Raw genomic sequence first — 18,568 nt, 5'->3', positions numbered from 1 at the left:
TTTCATTGTGAGGAGAAACGTATGCTGTTCAATCTGATTATTATATTGATTTTATTTTTAGCTTTTTACAGTGGAGTTAAAAGAGGGTTGATCCTTCAATTGACACTGACTATAGGATATGCGGTCTCTTTTTGGTTTGCTTTAAATTATCATGAGGTGTTCAGTTATTACGTCGAAATGTTCATCCCGTACCCTACGCCTTTGACTATCTCAACCAATCCATTTGTCTTATATGGTATTGAGTTTCTCTTTGAATTAGATGGTGCATTTTACCGGGGCATGTCTTTCTTGCTTATATTATTCGTCGGATGGCTATTGACACGTCTTATTGGAGGATTACTTAGTTTTCTAGCCGATATACCAGGTATCCGGGTGTTCAATGCCATAGGTGGAGCGGTCGTTAGTTTAGTTGTTCATTATATAGGGCTCTTTTTAGTCCTGTTTGTCCTATCAACAGTCCCACTCACCTTCTTGCAAGAACAGTTCGCCTCAAGCACTTTGGCAAGAGGAATCGTAACGTCGACACCAGAATTATCTGCTCAATTTTATGACTGGTGGGTTGAAGACAGTATAGATAATTGACAACCTACTCAAAATAGAACGTATGATTACTACACTAAACATAATTTAAAAGGAGTGTTGGTTGAAAGGGAATAAGCTAGGCTTCCTATCAATCAACCTTTTTTTGATAAATAAAAGACACAAGACACTGGAAGCAACACGAAAAGTAAAGGAGAGAGTATAGTGACTGAAGCCTTACCAGCATCCTATCACACACTGGAATATGAAAAAGTCATTCGAGCTCTGGGGGAGCATACAGTATCCAGGCTAGGTAGAGAAAAAGCCTCTAAATTAGTCCCTACACAAGAAGAGTCTCTTATTCGTGAACAATTAGAAGAAACTGAAGATGCTAGCCGATTATTACGATTAAAAGGTGGCATCCCTGTTGCTGAATTCGATGACATCAGACCACATTTAAAGCGAGTGAGAATACAAGGAACCTTAAATGGACAAGAAATAGCTCAAATTGGACGTATCCTTCGAACGCTTAAAGACATTAAACGCTTTTTTTCGGATGCAAAGGAAGAAGATATTCCTTTAAACCGTTTGTATGAAAAAGCGGAACAGCTAGTCAGTTTTACACCTTTGGAACGCAAAATCTTTTCAGTAGTAGACGAAGGGGGCTATGTTCTTGATGATGCCAGTTCAGCTTTAAAACGGATTCGTGACAGCATCAAATCAACAGAAAGCCGTGCCCGACAAAAGTTGGAAAGTATTGTCAGAGGACCTCAGTCCAGATTCTTGACAGATGCCATTATTACCATGAGAAATGATCGATACGTCATCCCGGTCAAGCAAGAAAACCGGTCTACTTTCGGTGGAGTCGTTCATGATCAAAGTTCCACAGGTCAAACCTTATTTATAGAGCCACAAAGTGTATTGGATTTGAACAACCGCTTGAGAGTGTATCAAGTAGAAGAAAAAGCAGAAGTAGAACGCATTTTATCAGAATTAACTCAAGACATCGCACCATACCGTGAGGACTTGGAATACCATCTATCACTCTTGGTCGAGCTGGACTTTATCCAAGCAAAAGCCCGTTACGCTCGAAGTATAAAAGCTGTGATGCCTAAACTTAATACAAATAAGCACGTGGCTCTCTACCAAGCGCGCCACCCTTTACTCAAAGAAGATGAAGTCGTCGCCAACGACATTATTATAGGCGAAGACTATAAAACGATGATTGTAACTGGACCCAACACAGGTGGTAAAACAGTCGTTTTGAAAACATTGGGACTATTGCAGTTAATGGGGCAGGCAGGATTGTTTTTACCGGTTGAGGATGGCAGTACGATGGGCATCTTTTCAAGTGTCTTTGCTGATATAGGTGATGAGCAGTCTATCGAACAAAGTCTATCTACCTTCTCCTCTCACTTAACGACAATCGTGTCGATTCTTGAGAGAATGGATGATGACAGTCTGATCTTATTTGATGAATTAGGAGCAGGAACCGATCCTCAAGAAGGGGCCGCTTTAGCGATTTCAATACTGGACGCGATTGGTCAAACAGGTAGTTATGTCATGATAACCTCCCACTATCCCGAGCTAAAAGCTTATGGATACAACCGACCAGAAACAATTAATGCGAGTATGGAATTTAACGTGGACACATTAAGTCCGACCTACCGTTTGCTTATTGGGATTCCCGGACGAAGTAACGCCTTTGAGATTGCCAGAAGACTGGGTCTTGATGATATGATTATCGATACGGCTAAACAATTATTAAGTGGAGAAAGTCAAAATGTTGACCAAATGATTGAAGATTTGGAAAGTAGACGTAAAGAAGCAGAAACAGAAGCTGGTAAAGCAACGAATGAATTAAAAGAAGCAGAACGATTGCACCGCGAGTTGAAAGAAGCGTTCAAACAGTATCAAGATGAACGAGACGATCTGAAGAAAAAAGCTGAAAAAGAAGCGAATGACATTGTGGACAAAGCCAGACAAGAAGCGGATGACATTATTAAAGAATTAAGGCAACGCCAACTTGAAGGGCAATTCAATGAACCGTTGAAAGAACATGAATTTATTGATGCTCAGACCCGCTTGTCCAGACTTAAAACAGAAGAAGACTCCTTGAGTAAAAACAAAGTCTTGCAAAAGCAAAAGCAGAAGAAAGCATTAAAAGTCGGTGACTCTGTAGAAGTTCAATCCTTTGGTCAAAAAGGAATCGTGGTTGAAAAAGCAGGGAATCGTGAGTGGGTGGTTCAAATGGGTATGCTTAAGATGAAGCTACCGGAAACGGATTTAATTCAAGTGGAACAAGAAAAAGTACCACAGCAACGCGTCTCTATTAATCGGTCTTCTGGAATGGGAGTGTCGACTGAGATTGATGTGAGAGGCGAGCGGGTAGAAGAAGCCGTTCAGCAAGTTGACCGCTATATCGATCAAGCATTACTTCAAAATTACCCTAAAGTGACGATTATTCATGGTATGGGAACTGGGGCAGTACGCAAAGGGGTTCACGAATTTTTGAAAAAGCATTCTCAAGTGAAAACCTACAGTGATGCTCCGGCTAACCAAGGTGGAAGTGGTGCAACCATCGTCACCTTTAAATAAGAGGGCCTCGAAGGTAGACATCATCGATTAATTTTGATATACTAACAATGTAAAAGATAACTTACTTTTAATAAGTAAGCGAGGATTATACAGGAGGTTTTATAATGATTAAAGAACTAACAGATCAGACATTTGAACAAGAAACAAACTCAGGTCTAGCATTGACTGACTTTTGGGCCACATGGTGTGGACCTTGCCGTATGCAGTCACCAGTCATTGATGAATTAGGCGAAGAATCAGACGGAAGCGTGAAATACTATAAAATGGACGTGGACGCTAATCAAGAAACACCAAGTAAATTTGGTATCATGAGCATCCCTACTCTATTAATTACCAAAGACGGGGAAGTTGTAGATAAATTGATTGGATACCACAGTAAAGAGCAGATTGAATCAGCTCTAGCAAACCATCAATAAAAGGTATGAAGAGGAGACTTCGCATATGAGGTCTCCCTTTTTTTGTAAAAAACCTTATTGTATTTAAAATCAAAACATCTCTCTTCATTTTTAATAAGTATGTATGTTAATACCTTAAATGTGTCAACATTATGAACTAACTATCAACAAATTTTGTCAAAGGAAAACCTGTTCTATCTTTTTCATAAAGCGTGCTATAAAATGAGCATTACAGTGTTTACTGCTAATAAAAAGTGAGTATAGTGCTCTACGTAAGTGACATATAGTCACGAGTAAACGTATAGAACGGTTCGGAGAGTGATTAGTATGTCACATGAAAAAGTGGGATTAGTTACACCTACACAGTCAATACAATACAAATACATCATCACTTGTAAGGATAAGGTAATAGAGCTGGAAGTAGATAGTCAGGACGTTATTTATAATGCGGACGATGAACTTGATTGCCCGTTAGATGTCGTGCTGAGAAAGAATGCTCACTCCTTAAATGATTTGATGTCTTGGAATGCAAAAGAAATTTCTTTTGTTCAAATGACTGAAGAACACATTACTGTCATCAAAACATTTTCATTAAACGTTAATTTGTAATTAATAACGTTCTCTTATTCTTCTTTTTAAAGGAAATAAGGGAACTTTTTTTGTTGATTCTATTGTAATGTTTTTGTAAATAATCACACTAACCTAAAAACAAATGAGCCTTTTTGTTATACTAAAATGAGTGACAAAAAAAGGAGGTAGAGGATGAAAATTGCAATAGTAGGGATGGGCGTTGCTGGGATCAGTGTGTTAAGAGAGATTAAGAACGTACTTAACCAAGGCAAGAGGATGGATGTAGATATAGTCGTCTTTTCAAACAGAGATCAATATGGCACCGGTATGCCTTATCAAAAGGATGACGAGGCCTTACTCATAAACCAGTATACCGATACGATGACAATTGATCCAAGCGATTCAGAGGATTTTCTTAAATGGGTAACCAAGTATAAAGGACCAGAACACCAAGAGAAACCCCATTTGCCTAGGAAATGGTTTGGCGAGTACTTATCTGACCGATTGAAAGAGTGGTCAAGAGAGTTAACGATGAACGTTATCTACGAAGACGTGCAAAGTATGCACGCATTGAGTGATGGCCGCATCAAGCTGAAAAGTGCTACCCGGCAAGAAATCGTTGATGGGGTTCATTTGGCTATTGGACACAGCCCTTATGCTGATCCCTACCGGCTTAAAGGTCTTCCTGGCTATATCTATCATCCCTACCCTTTTGAGAGTCAGTTGAAACTGGAAAATCAGTCAGGCACAGTAGGGATTATAGGCACCCGTTTAACAGCAATGGATGCTATGTTATTTCTACAAAGGCATTACCCGGAGACTAACATAGCCTTTTTATCCTTGGATAAACGCTTTTCTTCCGTTAGAGGCCATCACGTTCCTCTGCATCTCTCTCAAGAAGAGAAAGAGCAGTTTAAACAGACACTCATCGATAAAAAAGATGCCTTAACCTTTGAAGATGTGAAAGAAGCATTTAGTCAACTGGCTACTAAAAAAGGAATAAACGTTAAACACATGTGTACTGAGTTTGGACAAGGAAGTTTAGATAGCATGAGACATGAGTTAAACCACTTAGACGAATTGGGCCGTTTCCAGCAGTTCATTAGTCAGCTCAAAGAGACCTTTCCTTATATTTGGTGGACCTTGCCCAAAAAAGAAAAAGTGCTATTCAAAAACAAGTACGAAGAGCAGTTTTTAAATTTCAAAATTCCAGTGACAGAAGAAGCGGTACGATCCCTTATTCAGTCGGTCGATCAAAAAAAGATTGCCATCTATAGTCATATTCAGTCAATCAAACGACGAGACGATAGATTTGAAGTTAACTGTGAGAATGGTGACCAGTTTACAGTTGATGTCCTGATTAATGCAACAGGTCAAAGTACAAATCTTTATTACTCTCTTGATTTGCATCAACCACTTATCAAGCAGTTAATAGAAGAAGGGTTCATTGTCCCGTATCCATATGGTGGAGTAAAGATTGACTACCCTTCGATGAGTGCAATTGACAGACGTGGAAGGATACGCTCAACGTTTAAGGTATATGGTCAGCTCGCTTCTGGTGTGCAGTATGGCAACACAAATGTAGACATGGTATCAAAAAGCGCTGAAGTTGGTGTAAGAGATATGATGGATGTGTTAGTGAAAAGAAAAACCAAACGTTAAAAAGACTGTTATGGTTCTCCCATTTTTGACAAAGGGAGAACCATAACAGTCTTTTTTTACGTCAACTATAGTGTTCATGCTTATCAAACGTCAATTCAATAGCCACAGCATCGGATTTTTTCATAATCTGATACGTGCCTTCTGTATAATGACCGGTTACTTCTTGAATGGCTTCGGCCAAGAAACCCGTTTCCATTGAAAAAGTCGCTTGATTATTCGTTTTTAATCTCTCAGCAATGATCTCTCCTTCTAAACGGCATTCAAAAGTGGATCGTTTCTGAGTAGTTAGTTCAAGACGACCAAAGGAGACCTCTTGCATAATGGCTTTTATATCATCAAAGGATGTAAAATCGTAGGTTCGTGCTAAATCCTTTCCTGCCCAATATAAAATCTCTTGTTCATCATCTCTCAACAGAAGAGGAAGTAAGTGATCTCTAAGCAGTGATATACCTTTTAAAGGGTCATTCATGTTATCATTCATATCGTGTGTCACCTCTTTCTAAATCCTAATATTAATATGTCAACGGTTTTAAGCTTTCCATTCATTCGAGATTTCTTTATAATGAAGGGTGAGGGAAAACCACTCTTTTATATTTTACCGTTTTTTCAAAGAGGTTTCCAGAAAAGATTCAGATAGAATCGTCCATTATAGTTAATCGAGTGACCAGTCACGTGATGATGAAGTGATATTTAAAAAAGAAAAGGTTGAATGCATGATGATAAGAAAACCAATCGGGATGTTAGATTCGGGTGTAGGCGGCTTAACGGTTTTAAAAGCTGTGAAAGAAAGACTACCCCATGAGTCATTTGTGTATATAGGGGACACATTACGCAACCCATACGGGAATAAAGAAGAAAAAGATATTATAACCTACACGCTTCAACTTGCTGATTTTTTAGTCAGTCAGGGAGTTAAAATGATTGTGATTGCTTGCAATACTGCGACAGCTCAAGCACTCAAGGAAGTGAGTCAACGCGTATCCGTCCCTGTTATAGGGGTCATCGTCCCTGGGAGTGAGGCGGCAGCCAAGCTATCTCAAACAAAAAAAGTAGGCGTTTTGGCAACAAGAAGCACAGTAGATTCTGGGTTCTATGAAGAGACAATAAAATCATTCGATTCAGATATAAGCATAGAGAGTTTAGCTTGTCCTCAGTTTGTTGACTTAGTTGAGCAAAACGATTACCGATCCGAAAATGCTAAGAAAGTAGTGGCTGAAACATTGGAGCCTTTTAAAACAGCTACTATGGATACTTTAATTTTGGGCTGTACGCATTTTCCTTTATTAGCTCCTTTTATTCAAGAAGTAATGGGAGAAGATGTGACACTCATCGACTCTGGAGCGTTGACGTCACAAGCGATTGAAAGAGTATTAGAAGAAGAGCAAACGCGAGCAGAAGCAGACGGGAACCCAAGTGTTCAATTGTATACGACCGGTTCCAAAGACGCATTTAAAAAAATAGCAAAAGACTGGTTAGAAACAGATCAGTTTACGATAGAGACTATTGCATTAGAAAGGTTGACAGATAAACATGGCAGAAACGAACACAGTAGTCATTGCGACTCGAAATAAAGGGAAAGCAAAAGAATTTGAGGCACTATTTAAAGAAAGAGGGCTTCAAATAAAAACCTTACTTGATTACCCTGATATTGAAGATGTGGAAGAAACGGGTTATACCTTCAAAGATAATGCCCTTCTCAAAGCTGAAACCATCGCTGAACACCTTCAAACAACTGTCATTGCGGATGATTCCGGTTTAGCGGTAGAGGCTTTACTTGGGCAGCCAGGTGTTTTTTCTGCTCGATATGCCGGAGAAGAAAAAGACGACGCTAAAAACAATGCCAAATTGTTAACAGAATTAGCAGATGTGAAAGACCAGGAGAGACGTGCGACATTTCATTGTGCATTAGCACTGGCTCATCCTCAAAAAGAGTCGTTAGTCGTTCAAGGAGAATTAAAAGGGGCTATTACAGGTATCCCTCGGGGTGAAAACGGATTTGGATATGATTCGCTCTTTTTGCTTCCTGAGTTAGATAAAACCTTGGCTGAATTAAGTGAGAGCGAAAAAAATAAAATCAGTCATCGCGCAAATGCACTAAGTCGTTTAGATAGTCTATTGGATAACTGGCTAGAGTCTTTGCCTCATTAAACGGTGGAGAAGCTGTGGGATAAATCACTTTAGCTAGGGTAAGAAGGCGTAAACAAACTGGAAGGGAAGGTCGAGAAGGATGAAAGTAATAGTAGTAAGCGATAATCATGGAGATACGTACTATATGGAAGAAATATTGTCCATTCATAACGAGGATACGACTGCTTGGTTTCACTGCGGGGATTCGGAATTACCCGCAGAACACCCCTTATTCCAAAAGTATAAATCAGTAAAAGGCAATATGGACTTTGAGAAGAAGTTAAAGGACACTCTTGTCGTTGAATTAGAAGGAGAACCGTTTCTTATCGCACACGGTCATCTACACAGCGTGAAGAGATCCTTTGATCCACTGGTATCAGAAGCAAGAGAGGCGAATAGCCGAATGGTCTTGTACGGCCATACGCATATTCCAAAAGTGGATAAAGAAGAAGGCATATTCTTTGTGAACCCTGGCAGTATCACTCAACCCCGTGACCGTGAATTAGGTACTTATCTGGCAATAACTATTCCGGATGATAAATCAACCGTCACCTTTACTTACTATGACAGAGACCATAATGAAGTATCAGAATTAAACAGCACCTTCTCATTAACCCAATAACTACTTCTTAATATTTTCAAACGTAACGAGGTTTAGGTCGTTTTTGATAAGAATGTTCTAAAACTTTTCTAATAATAGCCAAATGAGGGATTTCTTAGTTGGGTATTTGCCAAAAAAAAGGTAGAATAGAATTGAATAGAACGGTTACACGGAGTGATGTAATGATAGGTGATAAAGTAAAACGGTTATTGATTGATGATGAGCAAAGGTTAGTGAAACCCGCAGATGAAGTCGCTGTTGTTGGGATTCATAATCGATTAAATCATGCGCTACTAATTTTAACCTCAGATAAATATTCTGTCGTGCCAGTACTTGATGGGGATTCAAAAATGAAAGGACTCATTTCTCTACCGACAATCATGCAATCCATTATGAATATAGAGGATGTCCAATTTGAAAAGCTTGCTGATATTGAAGTAGGCGAGGTAATGGACACAGATTACCCGGTAGTGAAGGAGAATTTCGAATTGGAAGATGTCTTGCATATGTTAGTGAACGATGCGTTCATTACCGTAGTTAACGAAGAGAATGAATTTAAAGGCATCATCACACGCAGTGAAATTTTAAAGGGCACCAATCGAGTGGCTCACGATCTAGAAAAAATCTATGATGTAAAAGAAAAAGAAGCAGTGACTTATTAACTACCTCAAAGGAAAACACGCCGCTCCATTTAATGTAATGGGTGACGGCGTGTTTTTGTATATTAAATTATTCAGCTAAGTCAAAATTGATTTTAGGTAATTCAATACCTTTTTCTCTTAAAGCTTCGACATACTCTTCATAAAAGGTATTCCTTACTGCCCATTGGGTTCCATTTTTTGCAAACATAATAATCTCAGCAGCCATCTGACCTGACCCCACCGGGACGAATGATATACCCGTTGGTTTAACCGTTATTTCTTCTTCAAACATAGGGAACAGCTCGTCATTGACTTGCTCCAGCACTTTCCTTACTTCTTCAAAATCAGTAGTGGGAAATAGCCTAATTTGAATTAACACACGCATATCAGCTCGTGACATATTGCTGATAATCTCAATGACTCTATTAGGAATATAGTGAATGGTTCCATCAAAGTCTCTTAGTTTAGTTGTTTTTAAATTAACGTCTTCTACCGTACCTGTGACATCTCCAATTTTAACCACATCACCAACATCAGCTTGCTTTTCCATGAGTATCATAAATCCATTGACGACATCTGATACAAAGCCCTGGGCTCCAAGTGACAATGACAAACCGACTACCCCAGCACCGGCTATCAGTGGGCCGATTTCAATGCCAATGATTGTTAAAATAGTAGAAATAAGAATGAAGTACAAGACAGCATTTAAAATGTTTTTACTTAACTTGAACAATGTATTCAATCGATTGGGAATACGGTTGTTGTTTTTCATATACCTATTGAAAATAGCTTCAATAACTACTTCTACAATTTTTTTTACAATCAAGAAAACAATTACAGCAACAAGTATTTTAAGTCCTTCTACAATAACAGTTACACCAATTGATCGCCAAGGAATGGAGTTCCATAATTCTGTAATGAAATTTGTTTCCTCTTGAATCGTTTGGAGGACATCAGTTTGGTCTTCCATAAACTACCCCTTTCTTAGGTTTTCCTTGTCTATTAGATTAAATAGTCTCTTTAAAAGGAACCTCTTTATAGTTTAACAGGTTTTAATAAAGTTTCAATTAACATCTAGTGAATCATCTAGTACGTCTTATTTGCATTTATTTTGGAAAGAATGGTAATCTAAGGTTAAGCATAAAAGAATATAAGAAAGAGGGATAATTATGACAGGTGGAGAAATAGCAGCTTTAATAGCAGCAATCGCTTTTGCTGTATTGGTTTTAGGACTTTGCTACGTATTATTTAAAGTAGCGAGTGTTGTAGGGGAGTTAAATACCACAGTAGAGGAAGCAAACAAAAGTTTAAGCACTATCACGAAAGATGCGGATCATTTACTCATTGAAGTGGAAGGGTTGTTAAATAAAACAAATACCACACTAGATGACGTCAATGGCAAACTTGGATTAACTGACCCATTATTTAAAGCAGTTGGTGATCTTGGAGAATCTGTCTCTAGTTTGAACCAGTCCACTCGTAATCTAACCGGATCTTTAGCGAGCGCATCAAAAAAAGGAGCCTCTGTTGGAATAGCTAAAAAAGTGAGTTCTGGTATAAAAAATTAATCGAGACTGACTAATAAACGAAAAATTAAAGGAGAGATTGACATAATGAAGAAAAAATACAACGCAGAAAGCTTTGCACTTGGTACATTTGTTGGAGCAGCAGTAGCCGGTATTACGGCATTATTATTGGCTCCTAAATCCGGTGAAGAAACCCGTGGTAAATTGTCAGAGCAAACTAAAAACTACATGGACAAAGCAAAAGAAAAAGGCTCAGAGTTCAAAGAAACCGTTGGAGAAGCCAGTTCTAAGTACCTGAAAAATGCGTCTGCTACTTATGACCAGCTGAAAAGTGATGTCGGAATGGATAGCGACGAAGCTGAAAAAAATCTGGAAGACATTAAAAATGAAGCCAGAGAAACCGCTGAAAATATGAAAGAAACACTCAAAGAGGGTATGGAGAAAGACAAAGAAATCATGTCGGAAACTGCAGAAGACATGAAGGACACTGCTAAAGAAGGCAGTAATGGCTCGTCTAATGATTCCAATGATTTTGATAACTCTGTTCCAGGAGCTACCTCTCGTACAATGGATTTTGATTATGACCAAGAAAAGGCTGATGAAGACAACAAAGAAGAAAAACCGACTAACGTGTCTTCAGAGCAAACAGCTGATGATACAGACGAGGACAATAAAAACACTTCCAACACAAACGTTGGTATATAAGAAGCATAGGGAATTGAAAAGGGTGCGGTTTTTATCGCATCCTTTTTCTGTTAACCAAAATGAAAGGAGGAGAGAGCATTGAAGGCTGTTAAAACTGCTTTGTTTTTTGGAGCGTCCGCATTTTTATTAACAGCATGCATGGACAATCAAAACCAAACCGACGACTTTGAACCGACTGAAGAAGTTGGAGACGGGGAGACGAGCGTTGATGAGGGCACAACCGATCCAGATAGCACTCACGGTACGTTACAAGACGGAACTTACGAATTAGAAGAAATGAATGCTGACGAAAATGGTTGGAGAGTCCAATTTACAATTGAAGTGGAGAATGGAGAAGTTAGTTCCTCTGATTACAATGAATATAACGAAGAGGGAACGGCCAAAACCGAAGATGATGAGTATCAGCAGATGATGGCTGAAGAGACTGGAGTTGGTCCTCAGGATTATGTTCCTGAATTAAATAATCAGTTAGTTGAAACGTCTGATACTGCACAAATCGATGCTGTTTCAGGGGCAACACAGTCATCAGAAAAATTCCAAGAATATGCGGCCATGCTATTGAACGCTGCAGAAAATGGAGCAACGGAAGGATTGGAAGTAGATAATTAACTTCAAAAAAACACGGTTATGTAAGCTACTCTCAATAGAAGAGAGGGCTAACATAGTCGTGTTTTTAACTCCTACTCAAATGGTTTAGCTTTTGACTTCAATAGTTATCAGGTCTTTAGGTGTATGAGTGAACGCTTCACAGCCATTCTCTGTGACAACGATGCAATCTTCAATGCGAACGCCGACTTCGTTTTCAATATAAATGCCTGGCTCCAATGAAAAACAAAATCCTTTTTCAATAACTGTCTGATCACTTGGAGCAATATTTGGGTACTCGTGAACAGACATACCTAAACCGTGACCCAGACGATGAGTGAAAAACTTGCCGTAACCAGCTTCTTCAATGACCGACCGAGCAATAGAATCCAATTCACCAGCAGTTATACCGGGTCTCACTGATGCCTGAGCTTGTTCTTGAGCAGTTAAGACGACTTGGTAAACATCTTTACTTTGCTGAGACACATGACCGTAAGCGACGGTTCGAGTCACATCACTCGTGTAGCCTTTATGAACAACGCCTAAATCAAACAGAACCAACTGACCGGGTTGTAATGGGTTATTTCCTGGCGAACCGTGTGGACTGGCTGCGTTAGACCCGAAGAGCACCATGGTATCGAAGCTCATTTCCTTAACCCCTCTTTTTTTCATAGCGGATTCAATAATTGAGACAACCTCTTCTTCGGTAATGTTAGTCTTAAGAGCATCCATACCAATTTTTAATGCGAGATCAGCTAATGCTCCTGCTTCTTTCATGATATCAATTTCATGTGCTTGCTTAATCGCTTGAAGGTGTTGAGTCATCTCAGTGATATCGACAAAAGTAACCTTTTCTAAAGTAGATAGCAAGGCACGATACCTCGTAACAGACAATGTGAGTTCATGAATGCCAACTGTTTGGATGCTTATCTCTTCTTCTGAAAGAGCCTCTTTTAAAAAGAGCCACGGCGATTGTCCATCTTCATAAGAGATGAGTCGGTCGACTGGAACTGCACCTTTTACACTTGCATATTCCAAAGCCGGTACAATCATCCATAAGGTGTCTTGAAAGAGAAGTACGGCTAATACTCGCTCATGTGGGTTACTTTGATAACCTGTTAAATAGGCAACAGTAGAAGGGTCATCAATATAAAGTAAATCCAGATTTTTGTTCTTCATGTGTGTTTGAAATGGTGTTAGATTTGACATAATTAAGCCTTCTTTCGGATTTTTTACTATCATCAGTGTAACAAATATAGCCAACATAGTCTTAATAATCTCTTGAAAATTAATATTCTATCAGAAGAAAGCCCTTTCTGAAAACAAATAAGAAAATTTCATGAAAATCTATGGATAATGATTGATAAGTTGCTACATTACTGTTATTCTATTTAAAGAGTATAAAGAATACGCTAACATAAATATTATATTAATTAAAGGAGCATCAACATGGATAAACAAACAATTACTATTTACGACGTAGCCAGAGAAGCAGGCGTTTCCATGGCTACTGTTTCACGAGTGGTCAACGGAAATCCGAATGTCAAACCAACAACACGAAAGAAAGTATTAGAAGTTATTGATCGATTAGATTATCGTCCAAACGCAGTGGCTAGAGGGCTAGCGAGCAAAAAGACGACAACAGTAGGTGTGATTATTCCTGACGTCACAAACTTGTATTTCTCAACTTTGGCTCGTGGAATTGATGATATTGCAACAATGTATAAATACAACATCATCTTAGCTAACTCAGACAAAAACGAACTGAAAGAAGTTCAAGTGTTAAATACACTTTTGGCTAAACAAGTGGATGGCGTTATTTTCATGGGTAACAAAATCACTGAAGAACTACGTGCAGAATTTTCACGTTCACGCACACCAGTCGTATTAGCTGGAACGGTTGACCCAGATGAGCAAGTGGGAAGTGTCAATATTGACTATGAAACAGCAACGAAAGAAAGCACGGAAGTTCTTATTCAAAATGGCCACAAAGATATTGCTTTCATATCGGAAAGTCACGCTGAGCCGATTAACGGTATTTACCGCTTGAATGGTTACAAAAAAGCGTTGGAAGAAGCAGGTTTACCTTATAATGAGGACCTAGTTTTACAGTCAGCCTACACTTATAAAGTAGGAGAAGCTGTCTATGATCAATTGACTAAAGCAGGCGCTACAGCAGCGATTGTTTCAGATGATGAACTAGCTGTAGGTATCTTAAATGCAGCCCTTGATCGTGGTGTTTCTATTCCAGAAGACTTTGAAATCATTACAGCCAATAACTCTATGCTAACAGAAATCACTCGTCCACAATTAAGTACAGTGGTTCAACCCTTGTATGACATTGGGGCAGTAGCTATGCGTTTGTTGACGAAGTTAATGAACAAAGAAGACATTGATGAAAAGACAATTAAACTGCCTTACACCATTTTATCAAAAGGAACGACAAAAACGAAAGAAGCTTTATAAAGAATAAAAAGGCAGCCCCCATTAAACTGGAGGCTGCCTTTTTTATAGGTTCTTTAGGAATAAAATTAACCTTTATCCATCCTCATCTTCGCCGTTTCCATTCCCATTACCGTTACCATTTCCAACTTCGGAATCATCTTCCGCATCGGTGTCAGGATCATCATTATTTCCATTAGCATCACCCTCATTTGAGGAGCCGTTGCCGTTGGAATTATCAGAAGGTTCAGGATCATCGGATTCGTCGTTTCCGTTATCGTTTGATTCATTCGATCCATTAGAATCATTCGAGGAGTCAGGACTAGTGGAAGGTTCGTTAGTCTCTTCTTCATCGGATTCGTCATTAGAATTATCATCAGACTCATCAGTATCGGGTGAAAGGGAGTCTAAATAACGACTCCAGAAATTCTGGTAATCTTCTTCAGAAGCTTGAATGGCAAAGTCATAAACGGTTGGACCAGGCACATTGCCAGAAGCAAATATCTCTGTGTGAGTTGGTCCAGAGTAAGAGAAGGTTGATCCGTCAGGTGCTTCAACGGTACCAGCTTTCATACCAGTGGCTTGAATAACGGATTCTTCAGTGATGCCTTCAGGTCTTGGGAATACTTCTCCGACACCAAAGATATCAGGGTTTTGTTCATAGACAGCATTAACTAATCTAGCCCACATCGTACGAACACGTAGACTTGGGTGAATACCGTAATCATGTCGCAAGTTAGCTCGGCTCGTTCCGTAACCAATCCATGTACCAAAGCTGACACGAGGCGTGCTCGCAACGTACCACACATCAGAATAACTTTGAGTGGTTCCTGTTTTAGAAATCCAGTCAGCATCGAAGTTGACTTGGTCCATCACACCTCGAGCTGTTCCTTCTGTGTGCACATCTCTTAACATATCTAAAAGCATGTAATTGGCATCTGGACTCCATACTTCTGTTTTAGCTGATTCATTTTGATACACAATCTCGCCTTGGCTGTCTTCAATACGGTCAATAACGTAAGGCTCAACATGAACACCGTTATTCCCCATAGAAGCAAAGGCACTAACCAGTTCAACAGGAGTCGGTCCAGCATCTGTACCACCGATAGATAAGGCGGCATTTTCAAACTCTTTGTCTTTGATAGCTTGAGGCCCCATTCCCATACGACGGATGTATTCCCCAGGATTATAATCATCCTTCATTTCCATATACAATCTGTATGCGGGAATATTTTGTGAACGATACAAAGCTTCTCTAGCAGTCATCCATTCGTTAGTCGTATCTCCATAGTTGGAAGGGAAGAAGTCTTCAAATTCTCCAAGTTCAGCATTCCAGTTAGGGACAGCGTATTCTGTATCGGGAATGATGGTCGCTGGAGTGATCAGGCCCTCAGCCAAAGCTGGTCCATATACGAGAAGCGGTTTGATAATGGATCCCGGGCTACGTCTCATTTGAAACGCATTATTAAATTGAGATACCTCATAATCACGGCCCCCAATAAAGGCAATGACACGACCGGTTTCATTATCTATTAGAGCTCCACCAATTTGGACAGGTAAAGTCTCTGTATGAGTAACCCCTTCGTCATCGGTATACGTGATCGTTTGTTCAATACCCAGCTCGTCACGGTACTGTGCAACGGTATTTTCTAAAGCATAGTGAATGTCTCGGTCAATAGTTGTGTGAATTTGGTAGCCTTTGTTTCTAATGTTAAAGTATGCTCGTTCGTAGTATTCTGTTGAAAGAGAAGGGTCATTGTCGAGCATCTCTTGAGTGATGCCATCCTCTTCATAGTAGTGTTGAATCAATAATTGAACGGCTTCGGTTTCAGCCAAGTCATAAATATATGACAAGCCATCTTCTTCAATTTCTTCACGGTTAATAAAGTCTTGAGTTAAGTCGTACTCTAAAGCTTCATCATACTCTTCACGGCTAATATAACCTTCACGGTACATACGGAAAAGAACCTCGCGCTGACGGCGCAAACCTAAGCTTTGATCTTCTTTAATTTGTCCAGTTTGAGTGTAGGGACTAAAGGCGATCGGACGCTGTGGCAACCCTGCTATAAAAGCGGCTTGAGGTAATGACACCTCAGAAGCGGGAACACCAAAGATCCCTTGTGCAGCTTCTTCAACACCAGCAATGTTTTGACCTTTGTTGTTTCGGCCAAAAGGTGACACGTTAAGGTAAGCTTGTAAAATCTCATCCTTATCCATGTGGTTTTCCAAACGCATAGCCAACAGAATTTCGTTAGCCTTTCTAGCATGGGATACTTCAGCCCCAACCATTTGCTGTTTAACAAGCTGCTGAGTTAAAGTCGATCCACCTGTTGACGCACCAGAGTCAACGATATCTTGAGCTAAGGCACGGGCAACTGCTTTCGGTACAACCCCTTCATGTTCAAAGAAATGCTCATCTTCCGTTGCGACAATAGCATTAACTAATAAAGGAGAGACCTCTTCATAGTCAATAGGGGTTCTTAATAAGTCGGCACGTAAATCACTAATAATTTCGCCACTACCATAATACATCGTTGATTTAGAATTGTAGTCAGTGACTTGAGATACCATTTGCTCGTATTCAGGAACTTCTGTCCCGTGTACAAGCGAGGCAAAATAGCCGATAGCTGTACCAGCTCCCAAGGCTCCTCCAATGACTAAGACAATGACAATGATAATAACTAACGCTTTAACAACTCGGTAAAAAATATCAAAGTAGTATAGGAATGACTGAAATCGTGACGATTGATTCGGCTCTGCATTCGATTGATTGTTTCTTTCAGTTCGTTTCATGCTGGACTCCTTGTGTAAGTGTATTTTAAAGTAGAACTGGCTATATTATAGCAAAACGATAGTGAAAGTAAAATAAGCAATGGGTATTTACTTTAAAAAGGTAAGGACTGTGACAGAAATGTTAAGCAAAAAGTAAAGAGCAACATAAAAAAAGCTCTGCACCACCATGAAAGGGGACAGAGCTTCTTCGCTTATAGTATTACACTGTTTCCGGTAAAGCTTCGCCAATAGCTTCCATTCTTTTTGCCCATTCATCTCGGCTTAAGTTATGAGCCGTAATATAACGGTTAGCTGGGTGAACACGGCACTCGTGACTGCAGCCACGGACATATTTGTGTTCATTTTCTTCAGATGTAATAATTTGACGGTTACAGTACGGATTACCACAGTTAACGTAACGTTCGCAAGGCGATCCGTCAAACCAGTCTTTTGCGACAACGGTTTTTTCTTTTCTATTAATGTCTACGCTAATGCGCTCATCAAAAACGTACATTTTACCATCCCATAGTTCGCCTTGAACTTCTGGGTGAGTGCCATAGTTGTGGATGCCTCCGTGAAGTTGCCCAACATCTTGGAAACCTTCTTTTAATAGCCAACCACTTAACTTTTCACAACGAACGCCACCAGTACAATAAGTCACGACACGCTTATCCATAAAGGCTTCTTTGTTGTCTTTAATCCACTGAGGCAATTCTCTGAAATTACGGATTTCAGGGCGAATAGCACCCCTAAAGTGACCAAGATCGTACTCATAATCATTACGAGCATCCAAAACAATAGTGTTTTCATCTTCTAAAGCTTGACGAAACTCAACGGGGTCTAAATAATCACCCGTGATGTCGTTTGGATTTAAATCGTCTTCTCCTAATTCAAGAGACACAATTTCTGGACGGTAACGAACATGCATTTTTTTGAAAGCATGTCCGTCGGCGTCATCTATTTTAAACATAATATCTTCAAAGCGTTCATCAGAACGGAGAGCTTCCATATACTGATCCGTTTGCTCAATCGTTCCAGACACTGTTCCGTTTAAGCCTTCTTCAGAAACGAGTATACGGCCTTTTAGACCAATCTCTTTGCAAAGGGCTAAATGATTGTCTCTAAATGTTTCGGGGTATTCAATCTTGACGTATTTGTAATATAGCAGCACGCGATAATTGTTCATTATTAATTATTCCTCCTGTATTAGGTGAGTCTATGCTCTATTCTATCATCTAGAATCACTAAAGAGTATAGTGCGAAACGTGTAAAAATGCAAGTATAGGGGGGCTTTTGTATGTGTCAAGTTATTCTCGGTAACCTTTAATCTAAAAGTCTGTCTTACGGAAAATATTTTTATTCAAGGCAAATCAACTGAACATTTTTGCAAGTACACCTGTGAAACTGGAAGCAGAAGCATAGTTG

The 18,568-nt window shown here is 39.5% G+C and carries 17 protein-coding genes and 1 pseudogene; 13 read left to right on the top strand and 5 right to left on the bottom strand.

Annotated features, from left to right (window positions below; genetic code table 11):
• Positions 1–21 precede the first annotated feature (21 nt).
• The 5 genes from C3945_RS05315 (at position 22) to C3945_RS05295 (ending at position 5,744) form a co-directional block, all read left to right on the top strand.
• Positions 22–582, top strand: a complete 561-nt coding sequence (locus C3945_RS05315; protein WP_161878657.1) for a CvpA family protein — start codon at positions 22–24, stop codon at positions 580–582.
• Between the two features lie 162 nt (positions 583–744).
• The gene (locus tag C3945_RS05310) at positions 745–3,117 is read left to right on the top strand and encodes an endonuclease MutS2 (RefSeq protein ID WP_161878656.1); all 2,373 of its coding nucleotides are present in this window, start codon (positions 745–747) and stop codon (positions 3,115–3,117) included.
• Between the two features lie 104 nt (positions 3,118–3,221).
• Positions 3,222–3,533: a thioredoxin gene (gene trxA, locus C3945_RS05305; protein WP_161878655.1), complete on the top strand. Its 312-nt coding sequence runs from the start codon at positions 3,222–3,224 to the stop codon at positions 3,531–3,533.
• A gap of 306 nt (positions 3,534–3,839) precedes the next feature.
• On the top strand, positions 3,840–4,121 hold the full coding sequence (locus tag C3945_RS05300; RefSeq protein WP_161878654.1) for a hypothetical protein: 282 nt from the start codon (positions 3,840–3,842) through the stop codon (positions 4,119–4,121).
• A 153-nt stretch (positions 4,122–4,274) separates the two neighbouring features.
• On the top strand, positions 4,275–5,744 hold the full coding sequence (locus tag C3945_RS05295) for an FAD/NAD(P)-binding protein (protein ID WP_161878653.1): 1,470 nt from the start codon (positions 4,275–4,277) through the stop codon (positions 5,742–5,744).
• Positions 5,745–5,805: 61 nt separating this feature from the next.
• Here the strand turns inward: C3945_RS05295 and C3945_RS05290 are convergent, their stop codons facing one another.
• Positions 5,806–6,225, bottom strand: coding sequence for a DUF2507 domain-containing protein (locus C3945_RS05290; RefSeq protein WP_161878652.1), 420 nt, complete (start codon positions 6,223–6,225; stop codon positions 5,806–5,808).
• Positions 6,226–6,457: 232 nt separating this feature from the next.
• Between C3945_RS05290 and racE the strand changes: the two genes are divergently transcribed.
• The 4 genes and pseudogenes from racE (at position 6,458) to cbpB (ending at position 9,134) form a co-directional block, all read left to right on the top strand.
• Complete coding sequence (gene racE, locus C3945_RS05285; RefSeq protein ID WP_442862162.1) at positions 6,458–7,315, top strand: glutamate racemase; 858 nt, start codon at positions 6,458–6,460, stop codon at positions 7,313–7,315.
• Positions 7,281–7,892, top strand: a pseudogene (locus tag C3945_RS05280) (XTP/dITP diphosphatase); the annotation flags it as partial. The gene racE and the pseudogene C3945_RS05280, both read left to right, overlap by 35 nt.
• A gap of 79 nt (positions 7,893–7,971) precedes the next feature.
• Positions 7,972–8,493 (top strand): metallophosphoesterase family protein, encoded by a 522-nt coding sequence (locus tag C3945_RS05275; RefSeq protein ID WP_161878650.1) that lies wholly within the window; start codon positions 7,972–7,974, stop codon positions 8,491–8,493.
• Between the two features lie 161 nt (positions 8,494–8,654).
• A complete protein-coding gene (cbpB, locus tag C3945_RS05270; RefSeq protein WP_161878649.1) occupies positions 8,655–9,134 on the top strand; it encodes a cyclic-di-AMP-binding protein CbpB in 480 nt (159 codons plus the stop codon).
• A 67-nt stretch (positions 9,135–9,201) separates the two neighbouring features.
• Here cbpB and C3945_RS05265 read toward each other — a convergent pair whose 3' ends face one another.
• On the bottom strand, positions 9,202–10,083 hold the full coding sequence (locus tag C3945_RS05265; RefSeq protein ID WP_161878648.1) for a mechanosensitive ion channel family protein: 882 nt from the start codon (positions 10,081–10,083) through the stop codon (positions 9,202–9,204).
• Positions 10,084–10,282: 199 nt separating this feature from the next.
• Here C3945_RS05265 and C3945_RS05260 point away from each other — a divergent pair, with 199 nt between their 5' ends.
• The 3 genes from C3945_RS05260 to C3945_RS05250 all read left to right on the top strand — a co-directional run bounded on the left by C3945_RS05260 (position 10,283) and on the right by C3945_RS05250 (position 11,953).
• Entirely contained in the window at positions 10,283–10,681 is a 399-nt protein-coding gene (locus C3945_RS05260; RefSeq protein WP_161878647.1) for a DUF948 domain-containing protein, read from the top strand.
• Between the two features lie 45 nt (positions 10,682–10,726).
• Entirely contained in the window at positions 10,727–11,344 is a 618-nt protein-coding gene (locus tag C3945_RS05255; protein ID WP_161878646.1) for a YtxH domain-containing protein, read from the top strand.
• 78 nt (positions 11,345–11,422) lie between these two features.
• Entirely contained in the window at positions 11,423–11,953 is a 531-nt protein-coding gene (locus C3945_RS05250; protein ID WP_161878645.1) for an FMN-binding protein, read from the top strand.
• Between the two features lie 84 nt (positions 11,954–12,037).
• Here the strand turns inward: C3945_RS05250 and C3945_RS05245 are convergent, their stop codons facing one another.
• Positions 12,038–13,138 (bottom strand): M24 family metallopeptidase, encoded by a 1,101-nt coding sequence (locus C3945_RS05245; protein WP_161878644.1) that lies wholly within the window; start codon positions 13,136–13,138, stop codon positions 12,038–12,040.
• Between the two features lie 240 nt (positions 13,139–13,378).
• On the opposite strand from C3945_RS05245, the gene ccpA reads away from it, so the two are divergent.
• Positions 13,379–14,395: a catabolite control protein A gene (ccpA, locus tag C3945_RS05240; RefSeq protein WP_161878643.1), complete on the top strand. Its 1,017-nt coding sequence runs from the start codon at positions 13,379–13,381 to the stop codon at positions 14,393–14,395.
• A 72-nt stretch (positions 14,396–14,467) separates the two neighbouring features.
• Here the strand turns inward: ccpA and C3945_RS05235 are convergent, their stop codons facing one another.
• Together C3945_RS05235 and trhO are read right to left on the bottom strand one after the other, a co-directional pair.
• Positions 14,468–17,164: a transglycosylase domain-containing protein gene (locus C3945_RS05235; RefSeq protein ID WP_161878642.1), complete on the bottom strand. Its 2,697-nt coding sequence runs from the start codon at positions 17,162–17,164 to the stop codon at positions 14,468–14,470.
• A 199-nt stretch (positions 17,165–17,363) separates the two neighbouring features.
• The gene (gene trhO, locus C3945_RS05230; RefSeq protein WP_161878711.1) at positions 17,364–18,332 is read right to left on the bottom strand and encodes an oxygen-dependent tRNA uridine(34) hydroxylase TrhO; all 969 of its coding nucleotides are present in this window, start codon (positions 18,330–18,332) and stop codon (positions 17,364–17,366) included.
• Positions 18,333–18,568 lie beyond the last annotated feature (236 nt).

The organism is Alkalibacterium sp. MB6 (genome assembly GCF_009935905.1).
In the GTDB taxonomy this organism is placed as follows: Bacteria; Bacillota; Bacilli; order Lactobacillales; family Carnobacteriaceae_A; genus Alkalibacterium.
The sequence above is the reverse complement of the archived record's forward strand: the minus strand, read 5'-3'. Positions and strand labels throughout refer to the sequence as shown.

Coding starts and splice junctions, on each gene's coding strand:
- C3945_RS05315 (WP_161878657.1), top strand. CDS start 22: ATGCTGTTCAATCTGATTATTATATTGATTTTATTTTTAGCTTTTTAC.
- trxA (WP_161878655.1), top strand. CDS start 3,222: ATGATTAAAGAACTAACAGATCAGACATTTGAACAAGAAACAAACTCA.
- C3945_RS05300 (WP_161878654.1), top strand. CDS start 3,840: ATGTCACATGAAAAAGTGGGATTAGTTACACCTACACAGTCAATACAA.
- C3945_RS05295 (WP_161878653.1), top strand. CDS start 4,275: ATGAAAATTGCAATAGTAGGGATGGGCGTTGCTGGGATCAGTGTGTTA.
- C3945_RS05290 (WP_161878652.1), bottom strand. CDS start 6,225: ATGAATGATAACATGAATGACCCTTTAAAAGGTATATCACTGCTTAGA.
- racE (WP_442862162.1), top strand. CDS start 6,458: ATGATGATAAGAAAACCAATCGGGATGTTAGATTCGGGTGTAGGCGGC.
- C3945_RS05275 (WP_161878650.1), top strand. CDS start 7,972: ATGAAAGTAATAGTAGTAAGCGATAATCATGGAGATACGTACTATATG.
- cbpB (WP_161878649.1), top strand. CDS start 8,655: ATGATAGGTGATAAAGTAAAACGGTTATTGATTGATGATGAGCAAAGG.
- C3945_RS05265 (WP_161878648.1), bottom strand. CDS start 10,083: ATGGAAGACCAAACTGATGTCCTCCAAACGATTCAAGAGGAAACAAAT.
- C3945_RS05260 (WP_161878647.1), top strand. CDS start 10,283: ATGACAGGTGGAGAAATAGCAGCTTTAATAGCAGCAATCGCTTTTGCT.
- C3945_RS05255 (WP_161878646.1), top strand. CDS start 10,727: ATGAAGAAAAAATACAACGCAGAAAGCTTTGCACTTGGTACATTTGTT.
- C3945_RS05245 (WP_161878644.1), bottom strand. CDS start 13,138: ATGTCAAATCTAACACCATTTCAAACACACATGAAGAACAAAAATCTG.
- ccpA (WP_161878643.1), top strand. CDS start 13,379: ATGGATAAACAAACAATTACTATTTACGACGTAGCCAGAGAAGCAGGC.
- C3945_RS05235 (WP_161878642.1), bottom strand. CDS start 17,164: ATGAAACGAACTGAAAGAAACAATCAATCGAATGCAGAGCCGAATCAA.